This window comes from Mesorhizobium sp. M0615 (assembly GCF_040320805.1).
Lineage (GTDB): Bacteria > Pseudomonadota > Alphaproteobacteria > Rhizobiales > Rhizobiaceae > Mesorhizobium.
Map to the genome: position 1 here is coordinate 50,507 of NZ_JAMYQI010000014.1, position 12,425 is coordinate 62,931.

The following is a 12,425-nucleotide window of genomic DNA, read 5'->3' on the forward strand; positions in this document are numbered from 1 at the left end:
AGTTTCAAATTGGTACGCGGTGAAAGCGGCATTGCCTTCTCAATGCCGGGCGGCGATGCGTCGGGACCGGCCCGTTCGCGCCCAGTGGATCTGGCCCACCTGGCCCGTCAGACAATGGGCGATCGCGCCCTCGAACAGGAGGTATTGGCACTGTTCGTACAGCAGGCGCTTTCCGTCCGCGACAGAATAGTGGATGCCGACGTCAGGGAGCGACTGCTTCTGGCGCATGGGCTGAAAGGTTCGGCGCGCGGGGTCGGCGCCTTTGCCATCGCCGACTGCGCCACCTCGATCGAACAGCAGCCGGAAGATGCGCGCATCCTCAAGCGCCTCGGCGCCCTGATCGAGGAAGTGCGCGATTTCATCGCCGCCATCAGCCGGTAATGGCTGCCGCTCGGCAGCGGCCACCGGGATGAATCGACGGGGCCAGGGCGTGCTTTGGCCAGCTTTCCGAAAAAACGTCACAAAGCGGCGCTTTCGCGCGGCAGTTGACTTGTCCGGCGGAGTGATTATCTCGGCTGGGACTCCCTTCAGGTGACAAATGACCAAGCTGACCTTCATTGCCCATGACGGCACTCCTTTCGATGTCGAGGCCGAAAACGGCTCGACCGTCATGGAGAATGCGATCCGCAACGCGGTGCCGGGCATCGAGGCAGAATGCGGCGGCGCCTGCGCCTGCGCGACCTGCCATGTCTATGTCGACGAAGCCTGGACGGCCGAGGTCGGCGAGCCGGAGGCGATGGAAGAGGACATGCTGGACTTCGCCTATGACGTCCAGCCGAACTCGCGGCTGTCCTGCCAGATCAAGGTGCGCGACGCGCTTGACGGCCTGGTCGTGCGCGTGCCGGCTCGCCAGGGTTGATCTCCCGTACCATCTGATTTTTCCCGCCGCCGCTTGGCAGCGGGCCAATGCTCATGCAGTCTCGCGCCAGTTTCGCCCCAGTCTGACAATGAGGCTCGCCTGGCATGACCGATGTAATCAAGACGGACGCACTCATCGTCGGGGCGGGGCCGGTCGGCCTGTTCGCGGTGTTCGAACTCGGCCTCTTCGACATGAAGTGCCATCTGATCGACATCCTCGACCGGCCGGGCGGCCAATGCGCCGAACTCTATCCGGAAAAGCCGATCTACGACATTCCAGGCTGGCCCTCGATCTCGGCGCAAGGGCTGGTCGACAGACTGCTGGAGCAGATTCACCCGTTCAAGCCGGATTTTACCTTCAACCGCATGGTCTCCAGCCTGGAAAAGCTGGACGACGGCTCTTTTCGGGTCACCACCGACGAGAACGAGGTGTTCGAAGCCAAGGTGGTGGTGATCGCCGCCGGTGGCGGCTCGTTCCAGCCCAAACGGCCGCCCATTCCCGGCATCGAGGCCTATGAGGGCAGGAGCGTCTTCTATTCGGTGCGCCGTATGGAGGAATTCCGCGGCCACGACCTCGTCATCGTCGGCGGCGGCGATTCCGCACTCGACTGGACGCTGAACCTGCAGCCGGTGGCAAAAAGCGTGACACTGGTCCACCGGCGCGCGGAATTCAGGGCGGCGCCCGACAGCGTCAACAAGATGTATGCCATGCAGGAGATGAAGCAGCTGGAGTTCCGGGTCGGCCAGGTGAGCGGCCTGACCGGCGCCGACGGCGAGCTGGCCTCTGCTACCATCAAGGGCGGGCCTGACGGCGACATCGAGGTGCCGTGCACGCGCATGCTGCCATTCTTCGGCCTGACCATGAAGCTGGGACCAATCGCCGAATGGGGGCTCAACCTTCATGAGAACCTCATTCCGGTCGATACCGAGAAATTCCAGACCTCGGTGCCAGGCATCTTTGCCGTCGGCGATATCAACTGGTACCCAGGCAAGCTGAAGCTGATCCTGTCGGGTTTTCACGAGGTGGCGCTGATGGCGCAGGCCGCCAAGCGCATCATCAGCCCCGGTGAGCGCATCGTCTTCCAGTACACGACGTCGTCGACCAGCCTGCAGAAGAAGCTCGGCGTCGTGGAGTAGGTCCTACAGGGCTTTCCGGATCACTCCACCAGAACGACCGGCGCCTCGGCGTCGTCGCGGCCGCGCAGTGACTTCTCCGGCATCAGAGCCAACGTGATCAGCGCCAGCACGAGCGTGACCGCCGCGGCAAGGAAGATCATCATGAAGGGCGTCGCCGAGACGATCTGTCCGGCAGCCGGCGCGCCTTCGCCGGCAAGCGGCAGGCCATAGCCGAGCGCGACGGCGCCGAGCATGGCGACGCCGAGCGCACTGCCCAGCGAACGCAGGAAGGTCAGCACGCCGGTGGCAACACCGAGATGCGCGCGGTCGACGGCGTTCTGCACCGATACGGTGGCGACCGGGAAGGTGGTGCCGCTTCCAAGGCCGATGCAGATGGTCAAGAGCTCGACCACCAGCAGCGAGGCGCGGCCGGCGACCAGGCTGAGCACGCCAAGGCAGATAATGGCGAAGAGAACGCCGACCATGGCTATACGCTTGTAGTGGAAGAAGCGCGGTATCGTGCGGCCGCTGAAGGTCGCGCCGGCGACCGTTCCGAGCAGCAGGCCGAGCATGGCAAGGCCCGACTGGCTGACCGACAGGCCGATGATCGACTGCAGATAGACCGGCAGGTACACCGACAGGCCGATATTGGCGGCCTGCAGCAGGAACATCGACGCCGTGCCGGCAAGCACGATCGGATTGCTCAGCACTTCAAGCGAAATCAGCGGCTCGGCCGCACGCATCAGCCTGAGCGCGAACGCACCCCAGAAGACCGCCGAACAGGCGAGCAGGCCGACGATCTCGCGCGAGGCCCATGGATAGGCGCTGCCGCCCCAGTTGAGGGCCAAAAGCAGCAATGCCGTCGCCACCACCAGAAGCAGCGCGCCCGGCGCGTCGATGCGATGCCGCTTTGCGGCGACCGGCAGTTTGCGCAGCGGCTTGTTGATGATGGCCATGGCCAAGATGCCGAGCGGGATATTGATCCAGAAGATCAGCGACCAATGCAGATGTTCGGCAAATCCGCCGCCGAGCAAAGGCCCGGCGATGCTGGCGACCGCCCAGGTGCCCGAAATCCAGGCGGCATAACGCGCGCGTTCGCGCGGCGGCACCAGGTCGCCGATGACGATCTGCGCCAGGGCGAACAGGCCGCCGCCGCCCGCACCCTGGATCGCCCGGCCGATGACCAGCACGAACATGTTGGGGGCCATGGCGCTGACCAGCGATCCCAGAAGGAAGATCAGGATCGCCGCATAGACGGTCGGCCGGCGGCCATAGACGTCGGAAATCTTGCCGTAGAGCGGCGCCATGGCGGTCGCCGTCAGGAGATAGCCGGTCACGATCCACGGCAGGTAGTCGGCATGGCCGAGCGAACGGCCGATGGTCGGCATGGCCGGCGCGACGATTGTCTGGTCGAGCGCCGCCAGCAGCATCGACAAAAGGATGCCGGCGATGATGACGTTCTTCTCGCTTTCCGTCAGCGGCGCGGCGGGAGGCAGCCTAGCCGGCTTGTCGACAGCTTGGTCCATGTCAGTTCATCCATAAAGTTTGAGAGCGATTGCGCGGCGCCAAATGGCCGCTCCGCTACGCGCCGCCTCAATTGGTCTTGATCTGGTGTTTCGAAGGTCGCGCCTTGCCAGCCTGACATATCTTGCGAGCCTGACATATGTCGTCCCGTATAGGCCGATTTCGACCTATGCCCGAAAATTTTCTGGGGCTGGCCTCATGTTTCGGCAGAATTGGCTTGGTATCAGTCCGTATTTCAGCCGGGCGGAAGCTGGCCGTTCTCGACGCGCTGCATGCGGTAGCGCAGCAGCCGCAGGATGCGGCTTTCGAAATTCACGCCTTCCACGCGGTCGAAGCGCAATTGGTCCTGGTCATGCCTGGCGAGTTCGGCCGCGGTGATCTGCGCCGCCTTCGCCTTTGCCCCGGCGCAGGTCTTTTGCGCAAAGCTCGCGTTCAGCGCGTCTTCGAGCAGACGGCCGTGGTTCTTGGCGATCTCGACATGACGCTCCTCATGGCGCTTGATGTCGGCCGACAGCGTGTCCCAGAACAGCCTGACATCGGGATCGGCCTTGCGCGGCCTGCGCCACTCCGGAAGGATGACCTTGACCTTGACGGTAACGGCGGCCTTGGCGATGCGGCAGGTGTCTGCGGTTTGCGCGTAGCTGATGCGGGTGGTGAACGCCATCTGGGTGGCGCCTGGATGCCGCATCCCGGTGCTTTTCACCTCGGGTCCATGCTTCGACAATTGCGTCTCGATGTCATCGAGCGTGCTGCCGCCGATGGCAAAATAGCTGTAAGTCTTCACCAGATTGGCAGCATTCGCCGGCAGAGCGGTCAAAGCCAGCATCATGGCGCAGAGCAGGGGTCGTTTCATCATGTTGCCTCTTCACTCACCTTGCTTTACGGCCGTTGCCGGCGCAACGGAATTGATCTTCCACCGATCACGCATCGTTGATGGATTGCAAGCGCTCGATGAGCCACATGCCAATGAGCCACATGCCAATGAGACACATGGTTGAAGGACAATGACGACAAGGCGATGGCAACTGGCGCATGGGCGCCATCTCGACCTTGGCGAGCAAGCTATTGTGGTCGGCATTCTCAACGTCACGCCGGACAGTTTTTCCGACGGCGGGCTGTTCATCACACATGATCGGGCGGTGGTTCAGGCGCACCGCATGGTCGAAGAGGGGGCCGCCGTCATCGATATCGGCGGGGAATCGACACGCCCCGGCGCCTCTCCCGTAGCGCCTGAAGAAGAGCAGGCCCGCATCCTGCCGGTGATCGCAGCACTTGCCGGTTCAGGCGAAGCCCTGATGTCGGTCGACACCTATCGCGAGGAAACCGCGCGCCTCGCCGTCGCCGCCGGTGCGCATATCGTCAACGATGTCTGGGGCTTGCAGCGTGAACCCGGCATCGCCCGCGTCGCCGCTGAAACCGGCGCCGGACTGGTCATCATGCATACCGGGCGCGAGCGGCAAAAACTGCCCGACGTCATCGCCGACCAGTTTTTGTTCCTCAAGGCTTCGCTGGAAGTCGCCAGGCGCAGCGGCGTTGCGGACGATCATATCGTACTCGATGCCGGCTTCGGCTTCGCCAAGGAGACGGCTGAGGAAAACCTCGACCTGATGGCGCGGTTTTCCGAGCTTAAGGCGCTCGGTTTTCCCTTGATGGCCGGCACCTCCAGAAAACGCTTCATCGGCACCGTCACCGGCCGCGAAGCCGGCGCGCGCGCCGCCGGGACGGCAGCCACCAGTGTCATTCTGAGGCTGAAGGGCGCCGATCTGTTTCGCGTCCACGATGTCGCAATCAACGTGGACGCACTGGCGGTCGCCGATGCTATGCTGGCGCGTGAAAAGCCAGGACGCTGAGCCCAGGACACCAAGAAATGCCAGGACACTAGAAATGCCAGGACACTAAGAAATGTACGTCATCCGCATGAAGAACTGCGCCTTCTTTGCCCGGCACGGCGTGCTGGATGAGGAAGAGGCGCTTGGCCAGCGTTTTTATGTCGATGCCGAGTTGACGGTCGAGCCCAGCCGCCCACTGGAGGATGATTCCATCGAGGACACCGTCAATTACGGCATCGCCTTCACGGTGATTGAAAAGATCGTCACTGGACATCGCCGTTTCCTGATCGAGGCGCTGGCGCTCGAAGTAGCGAAGGCGCTGACTTCACGGTTTCCGCAGATCAGGAAGGCCGAGATCACCGTGCGCAAGCCCAACGCACCGGTGCCCGGCGTGCTCGATTACGTCGAGGTGACCGTTGTCTGGCCAGAGTAGCAATAACACGGTCTATCTCAGCCTTGGCGGTAATCTCGGCGATCCCTCGGCCTCGATGGCCACGGCGCTGCGCCTGCTGGACGCCGACGAGAACACGCGTGTAATCGCCGTCTCCTCGCTCTATCGCACGCCGCCCTGGGGCAAGCTCGACCAGCCGGATTTCCTCAACGCCGCTGCCGAAATCTCGACCGCGCTGGCGCCAAGGGCGCTGCTCGACCTCTGCCTCGAGGCCGAGCGCAAGCTGAAGCGGGTGCGCGAGGAGCGCTGGGGGCCGCGCCTGATCGACATCGACATATTGGTGTTCGGCGACCGCATCATCCACGAAACCGGGCTGGAGGTGCCGCATCCCCGGATGCTGGAGCGCGCCTTCGTTCTGGCGCCCTTGGCAGAGATCGCGCCGGATCTGGCGGTGGGCGGCAGGAGCGTCAACGAGCGGCTCAGCGCCGTCGATACGTCAGGCATAGAGCGGCTGGCTTCCGGCCGCGATTGGTGGCTGGGTTAACCGGAGAAGCCGCCGCCATCGAGAAATGCCTGTTCGTCCGCCGACGTCTCGCGGCCAAGCATCTTGTTCCTGTGCGGAAAGCGGCCGAAACGCTCGACGATGTCGCGATGCTCGATGGCGTATTTCACATACTCCGGCGCCCTGGCGGTGGTGAGCTCGACCGATCTGTCCTGGTCGGCGGGCAGTTCCGAATGTTCGTAGGGCAGGTACAGGAAGACGCGCAGGTTTTCTTCCAGCGAAAGGTCATGGCCGGCGGCGATTGCCTTGGCGGCAAAATGCCTTGCCAGCGGATCGGTGGCGTACATATGGCCTGAGCCGCGAAAGCAGTTGCGCGGAAACTGGTCGAGCAGGATCATCAGCGCCAGCGAACCCTCGGCATGCTCCGACCATGCGTCGCACTCGCGCCGCGCGGCGGCAAAGTGCAGGTCGAGAAACCTGCTGCGGAAATCCGCGTCGAAGACGTCGTTCTTCTCGAACCACGCGTCTTCGCCGGCCTCGCGCCAGAATTTGGTGACGGCGAGCGCGCGCTCATCCGATGCGGTCATCAGCTTTCCCCCTGATCGGCGGGCTCGGGCTTGTGCAGCACGCCGGCCGTCTCTTCGTTCAGCGCCTGGCCGGGCCGGCGCGGTTGCGTCAGCGGCGTCGGGATCGGCGTGCCGGTATTGCCCCTGAGGAAACGTTGCCCGGCGCGGACGCCTTCGGCCAGCTGCGTCTCCAGTCGGGCATTGTCGCGCCGTCGCACATCCTCGATGACATCGGCGACATCTTCCGGCTCGACGCCCAAAACCTCGAGCGCGGAACCGCCGAAGACGAGGGCCGATTCGAAGGTCTCGCGCAGCTGGAAGTCGACCCCGGCGCGGATGAGCGACAGGGCGGTGCCGCGATCGAAGGCACGCGCCAGGACAGTCAGCAACGGGAACTCCGCCTTGATCAGTTCCGCCATGCGCACCGTGGCGTCCGGCTTGTCGACGCAGATCAGCACGGCGCGCGCGCGGCCTGCACCTGCGGCGCGCAGAATGTCGAGCCGCGTGCCGTCGCCATAGTAGACCTTGAAGCCGAAATCGGCGGCCGCCTGTATCATTTCGACATCATTGTCGATGATCGACACATCGATGCCGCGCAACAAAAGCGGCTGGCTCGCGATCTGGCCGAAACGGCCGAAGCCGATGACCAGCACGCTGCCGGTAAGGCCGTCGGCGATGTCGACGCCTTCAAGCGACTGCTCGTCGCGCGGCGTCAAATATTTGAGCGCAATGATGGCCAGCGGCGTCAGCACCATGGAGATGATGATGATAGCGGTCAGCGTTGCGTTGGCCCGGCTGTCGATGATGCCAACCGCCGCCGCGGCCGAATAGAGGACGAAGGCGAATTCGCCGCCTTGCGCCATGATCACGGCGCGTTCCAGCGCTTCACGATGACCGCTCTTCAGCATGCGGGCGACGAGATAGATGCCGAGCGCATTCATCGCCATGTAGGCGACGACATAGACGGCGATCAGCCGCCAGTTGTCGGCCACCACATGCAGGTCGAGCGACATGCCGACGGCGAGGAAGAACAGGCCAAGCAGGATGCCGCGGAATGGCTCGACGTCGGCCTCCAGCTGGTGGCGGAAGGTCGATTCCGACAACAGCACGCCGGCCAGGAAGGCGCCCATCGCCATCGAGAGGCCGGAAAGCTGCATAACCAGCGCCGACCCCAGCACGACCAGAAGTGCTGCCGCCGTCATGACTTCGCGCGCCTTGGCGTCGGCCAGGATGCGGAAGAACGGGTTGAGCAGATAGCGGCCGGCCACCACCAGCCCGACGATGGCGCCAAGACCGATGCCGATTTCGGCCAGCCTCTGCTGCAGGGTCATCTCGGCGCCGCCCGGCGCCAGGAAGGCGACCAGCGCCAGAAGCGGCACGATTGCCAGATCCTCGAGCAGCAGGATGGACACGATGCGCTGGCCCTTGGGGCTGGCCATCTCGCCACGCTCTTCGAGAAGCTGCATGACGATCGCCGTCGAGGTCAGGACGAAGCCGGCGCCGGCAACGAAGGATTGCGCGATCGGAAAGCCGCCGGCGAGACCAACACCGGTAAGCAGCAATGCGCAGACGCCGACCTGCAGCGCGCCGAGGCCGAAAATCTCGCGGCGCAGGCCCCATAGCCGCGACGGCTGCATCTCCAGCCCGATGATGAACAGGAACATGACCACGCCGAGTTCGGCGACATGCAGGATGGCTTCCGATTCGGAAAAAATGCCAATACCGAACGGGCCGATGACCACGCCCGCGGCGAGATAGCCGAGGATCGAGCCCAGCCCCATGCGTTTGAAGATCGGAACGGCGACGACGCCTGCGGCAAGCAGCGCCACCACCTGAATGAGATCGCTGCCCGATGCTTCCGCTGCCATGCCTCATGTCCCTGTGTCCGACAGCACTCCTTGCATGCACTGGGAGCGGGAGGCAAGGGCGGGAAGCCTGCCAGAATGGGTAGGGTGCCGTGGCAGCGATTCCCCCGTGGAAGAACAGTCTGCGCTTGCCTGTCGGACGGCCGGTATCTATATCTGGCAAATGCCTGATTATTCGTCCCGGCCGTCGCCGCTGCCACATATCCCGATGGATGCGCTCAGCGAAGTTCTGCAAGACTTTCGCTTGAGTGGCGTCAACTATGGCCGCTGCGAACTCCGGCACCCATGGAGCATAGACTTTCCGCAACAACAACTGCTTCGTTTTCACTTTGTCGGCCAGGGTCCATGCTGGATTCACACCGAAGCGCAAGGCTGGCAGGAGTTGCGCGATGGCGATCTGGTGCTGCTGCCGCAAGGCATCGCCCATCGGCTGGCGAGTGCGCCGGACGTGGTGGGCGATTCGCTCGAGGGCTGCCAGGTGATCAAGTTGGGCGGCAACGTTTGCGAAGTGATACGGCAGGGAACGGGCGCGACAAGCACCCTTTTCTGCGGCTCCATGTCTCTCGGCTCCTATGCGCTCAATCCGTTGATCACGTTGATGCCGCCTCTCATCAAGGGTTGCGACGTGGCCGGCAATGACCCGATGGTCGGCCCTTTGCTGGCGGCCATGACGGTGGAGGCCGCGCAACCGCAGATGGGCAGCGCCACCATCCTGTCGCGTATGGCGGATTTGCTGACAGCCAGGCTCATACGCTGCTGGGTCAATTGCAACGGCGCCTCGACCATCGGTTGGCTTGCAGCCATCCGCGACCCCCATATAGGGCGCGCTCTGGCGGCCATGCATCGCGACCCCGGCCACAGCTGGACGCTGGGAAGCCTGGCCGGCGTGGCAGGCCAATCGCGTTCGATTTTCGCCGAGCGCTTCAGCGCGGTATTGGGGGAGGGCGCCGCACATTATCTCGCCCGCCTGCGCATGCAGCTTGCCCGCGAATTGCTGGGCCAAAACGGCTTGTCTGTTGCCGAAGTCGCTACCCGTTTGGGCTATGATTCCGAGGCGTCCTTCGCCCGCGCGTTCAAGCGCATCACCAATGTCTCGCCAGGCGTTGTGCGCCGCACAATTCCCGGACGAATGGATATGAATTTCGGATTTTAAGGTACATAACATCCGGGCGGACTCGCCTATCTAAGATCTCCAAACTGTGGAGATCTTCCCGTGACTGACACAACATTACAGCTTGAAGACGCCGCCATTGGCCTTGATGCCGATGCACCAGCCGCGTGGAGCGCGGCCACCTGGTTCGCGGTCCTTTCATTGGCGGCCACCAGCTTTGCCCTGGTGTCTGCCGAATTCTTGCCGGCAGGTCTGTTGACGCCGATGGCGCGCGATCTCGGCATCAGCGAGGGAACGGCCGGACAGGTCGTCACCGCCACCGCTTCCGTTGGCGCCGTGACGGCCATGTTGAGCAATGTTCTCATCGGTCGATTGAACCGCAAGGCGGTGCTGGTTGGCCTCATGGCCCTGGCGGTCGGTTCCAATATTCTTGCGGCGCTGGCGCCCAATTTCTGGCTGCTGTTGCTGGGCCGGGCCGGGTTGGGGATCGCTCTTAGCGCTTTCTGGGCACTTTCCGTTGCCGTCGTGGCGCGGCTGGTTGGCGCCAATGCGACAGGTCGCGGCATGGCGATCGTGACCCTCGGCGTCTCGCTCGCCACCATTGCCGCGCCGTCGATGGGTGCGTTGATCAGTGACTGGCTGGGATGGCGCAGCGCCATGGCCATGACGGCGGGGCTGGCCGCGCTTGCCATGCTGCTGCAGCTTCTCAGCCTGCCGACCTTGCCTGCGGCGGCAAGCAACAGCCTTGCAGACGTCTTTCGGCTGACACGGCGGCGTGGCATCCAACTCGGCATGCTTGCCATTGTTCTGCTGATGACCGGGCATTTTGCCGGCTCGGTCTATGTGCGCCCGTTCCTCGAACAGGTGACGCTCCTCACAACCGGGCCGATTGCCCTGGCGCTGCTCGGGTTCGGCATCGCCGCTGTGATCGGCAATATTGCCGGTGGCCGCCTGGCCGACACCAACATCCACATGGCCCTCGCAGTTACCGCCGCGTTGATGGCGTTTGCGGCACTCGCTTTGGTGCTTTGGGGCGCGCAAACCGGCGTTGCCTTCGGCTTTGTTACGCTGTGGGGCTTCGCCTTCGGCATGGCGCCGGTGGTGCTGCCGACCAATATGTCCCGCGCGGCGCCTGATGCGCTGGAAGCAGCAGGCAGCCTGATGGTCACTTCCTTCCAGGTTGCCATCACCGTCGGCGCGGTTGTCGGCGGTTATGTCGTGGACACCTATGGCGCTACTGGGCCTTTGACCCTAACCGCCGTCCTTGCCGCGGCGACGGCCGCACTGGCGCTGCTGCAGCCTCGTGGCTGAAACCTTGCTTCGTCTGACACGGGCGGCCTCAATCAGGCCGTCCGCGCCGTTGCAGCAGCGCTGCACAAGTTCATGCGCCGCACACGTTGCGTTTTGCCGCAATCGGCGGCTATGGGACGCCAGGCTTCGGCCGTTGGAAGGCAGCGACGATCAAGTTCTGCCTTCGTGAGGAGAATGACTGACATGAAGAAGTTTTTGCTCGTCGGCGTGGGTGTCGCCATGCTTGCCGCATCGGCCTGTTCGAAGGCGCCTGAATGCACGCAGGAAATCGCGGCCAAGAAGGCGCAGGAAATGACCGCCGCGCTGCAGGAAGCGATCACCAAGGATCCGACGAAGGCCGCCGACCTGACCGCTAAGGTGCAGGCGGTGACGACAAAATATCAGGGCGCCACCACGCCGGCCGACGCCTGCAAGGCCTATGACGAGCTGACGGCCGCCATCAAGGGCTGATTCTTCGTTCGGAAATTGAGGAAGGCGGTGGCTCGAGTAGCCGCCGCCTTTTTGCTGGTGTTCTTAAAGCGCATCGCGCTGACACGGAGGACCGCCGGCACGCACAGGACCCTGACACGTTGGCCTTGCTGTGGCTTGGGCCGTCGGAGACGCTGACATCGTCGGTTGCGCGCCACATGTCCGATCGCGGCAGAAAGGTGCCGCACCGAGCGGCCCGTGCTTGAGGAGCGCCAACCCGGCCGCAAGGTGGCCTGTCATTTCCCGACATCGAGCTGAGCGGAATCGCTCAGCTATCGCGCAGTGCAACCCCGTTCCGCGCTTTTTGGGGGAACCGCTTGAGAGTCAGTTTTTGGCGATGGAGCCAACTTCGACGGCATCGACGCGCTTGAGGCTCATACCGATGACCGGCACCAGCTGCTGGTCGACGCGCACGGCGATGGTCACCGTCATCGAATTGTCGTCGGGAATGCGGGCCTGCATCACGCCGCGCAGCTGGTTGCGGTTGATGGTGAAGACGACTTTGCGGGCATCGACCACGTTGCCGCCGATGATGTCCAGGCCCGACCCCGCGGCGCCGCCCATGAAACTGCCCTTGTAGTCGCGGCCCTTGCGCTCGACGGTCGCCGACATTTTCTGGGTGAAGACACCGACGCGGCAGTCGCCATCGAGCGTCATGCCGGTCCTGTTGTCCGGCGTCGAGCCGTCGAAGCTGCAGGTGAACTTCGTGCCCTTGTATTTGCCGGCGATGATTTCGCCTGGGCCGACCCATTTGCCTTCAACGGTGCGGAAGAACTGCTTGTCGGGCTCCGCTGCAAAGGCTTTCCCGGTCGGGCCCAGAGGTGCTGCAAGCGCGACCAGGGGCAGGACGCAGGACAAGATTACGCTTTTCATAGACGACACCC

General features: G+C 63.7%; 14 protein-coding genes. 9 read left to right on the top strand and 5 right to left on the bottom strand.

All coding sequences use genetic code 11. From position 1 onward, the window contains the following. Positions 1 to 42: 42 nt before the first annotated feature. From NKI46_RS23825 to NKI46_RS23835, 3 genes are all read left to right on the top strand, one after another. Positions 43 to 381, top strand: a complete 339-nt coding sequence (locus NKI46_RS23825; RefSeq protein WP_023706163.1) for an Hpt domain-containing protein — start codon at positions 43 to 45, stop codon at positions 379 to 381. Positions 382 to 538: 157 nt separating this feature from the next. After that, the gene (locus tag NKI46_RS23830) at positions 539 to 859 is read left to right on the top strand and encodes a 2Fe-2S iron-sulfur cluster-binding protein (RefSeq protein WP_023707481.1); all 321 of its coding nucleotides are present in this window, start codon (positions 539 to 541) and stop codon (positions 857 to 859) included. Positions 860 to 963: 104 nt separating this feature from the next. Beyond that, positions 964 to 1,995 carry an NAD(P)/FAD-dependent oxidoreductase gene (locus NKI46_RS23835; RefSeq protein ID WP_023673506.1) on the top strand — a complete coding sequence of 344 codons (1,032 nt, stop codon included), beginning with the start codon at positions 964 to 966 and terminating at the stop codon, positions 1,993 to 1,995. 20 nt (positions 1,996 to 2,015) lie between these two features. Here the strand turns inward: NKI46_RS23835 and NKI46_RS23840 are convergent, their stop codons facing one another. Together NKI46_RS23840 and NKI46_RS23845 are read right to left on the bottom strand one after the other, a co-directional pair. After that, the gene (locus NKI46_RS23840) at positions 2,016 to 3,500 is read right to left on the bottom strand and encodes an MDR family MFS transporter (protein WP_352649992.1); all 1,485 of its coding nucleotides are present in this window, start codon (positions 3,498 to 3,500) and stop codon (positions 2,016 to 2,018) included. A gap of 233 nt (positions 3,501 to 3,733) precedes the next feature. Next, the gene (locus NKI46_RS23845; RefSeq protein ID WP_031196576.1) at positions 3,734 to 4,354 is read right to left on the bottom strand and encodes a DUF922 domain-containing Zn-dependent protease; all 621 of its coding nucleotides are present in this window, start codon (positions 4,352 to 4,354) and stop codon (positions 3,734 to 3,736) included. Between the two features lie 148 nt (positions 4,355 to 4,502). Between NKI46_RS23845 and folP the strand changes: the two genes are divergently transcribed. The 3 genes from folP to folK are packed head-to-tail and all read left to right on the top strand — an operon-like array spanning position 4,503 to position 6,262. Continuing rightward, positions 4,503 to 5,348, top strand: coding sequence for a dihydropteroate synthase (gene folP, locus NKI46_RS23850; RefSeq protein WP_352748178.1), 846 nt, complete (start codon positions 4,503 to 4,505; stop codon positions 5,346 to 5,348). Positions 5,349 to 5,400: 52 nt separating this feature from the next. Further along, positions 5,401 to 5,760 (top strand): dihydroneopterin aldolase, encoded by a 360-nt coding sequence (gene folB, locus NKI46_RS23855; RefSeq protein ID WP_023673502.1) that lies wholly within the window; start codon positions 5,401 to 5,403, stop codon positions 5,758 to 5,760. Next, positions 5,744 to 6,262, top strand: a complete 519-nt coding sequence (gene folK / locus NKI46_RS23860) for a 2-amino-4-hydroxy-6-hydroxymethyldihydropteridine diphosphokinase (protein ID WP_023715855.1) — start codon at positions 5,744 to 5,746, stop codon at positions 6,260 to 6,262. Before folB ends, folK begins: the two co-directional genes overlap by 17 nt. Here folK and NKI46_RS23865 read toward each other — a convergent pair. Beyond that, positions 6,259 to 6,807, bottom strand: coding sequence for a DUF924 family protein (locus tag NKI46_RS23865; protein WP_352748181.1), 549 nt, complete (start codon positions 6,805 to 6,807; stop codon positions 6,259 to 6,261). The two genes, folK and NKI46_RS23865, sit on opposite strands and share 4 nt — an antisense overlap. Further along, positions 6,807 to 8,654 (bottom strand): monovalent cation:proton antiporter-2 (CPA2) family protein, encoded by a 1,848-nt coding sequence (locus NKI46_RS23870; protein WP_023715853.1) that lies wholly within the window; start codon positions 8,652 to 8,654, stop codon positions 6,807 to 6,809. Before NKI46_RS23870 ends, NKI46_RS23865 begins: the two co-directional genes overlap by 1 nt. Before the next feature lie 160 nt (positions 8,655 to 8,814). Here NKI46_RS23870 and NKI46_RS23875 point away from each other — a divergent pair, with 160 nt between their 5' ends. The 3 genes from NKI46_RS23875 (at position 8,815) to NKI46_RS23885 (ending at position 11,523) form a co-directional block, all read left to right on the top strand. Beyond that, positions 8,815 to 9,804: an AraC family transcriptional regulator gene (locus tag NKI46_RS23875; RefSeq protein WP_023688656.1), complete on the top strand. Its 990-nt coding sequence runs from the start codon at positions 8,815 to 8,817 to the stop codon at positions 9,802 to 9,804. A 60-nt stretch (positions 9,805 to 9,864) separates the two neighbouring features. Next, on the top strand, positions 9,865 to 11,073 hold the full coding sequence (locus NKI46_RS23880; RefSeq protein ID WP_023688655.1) for an MFS transporter: 1,209 nt from the start codon (positions 9,865 to 9,867) through the stop codon (positions 11,071 to 11,073). Between the two features lie 183 nt (positions 11,074 to 11,256). After that, a complete protein-coding gene (locus NKI46_RS23885; protein WP_023673496.1) occupies positions 11,257 to 11,523 on the top strand; it encodes a hypothetical protein in 267 nt (88 codons plus the stop codon). Positions 11,524 to 11,865: 342 nt separating this feature from the next. Here NKI46_RS23885 and NKI46_RS23890 read toward each other — a convergent pair whose 3' ends face one another. Beyond that, a complete protein-coding gene (locus tag NKI46_RS23890) occupies positions 11,866 to 12,414 on the bottom strand; it encodes a hypothetical protein (RefSeq protein WP_352748183.1) in 549 nt (182 codons plus the stop codon). Positions 12,415 to 12,425 lie beyond the last annotated feature (11 nt).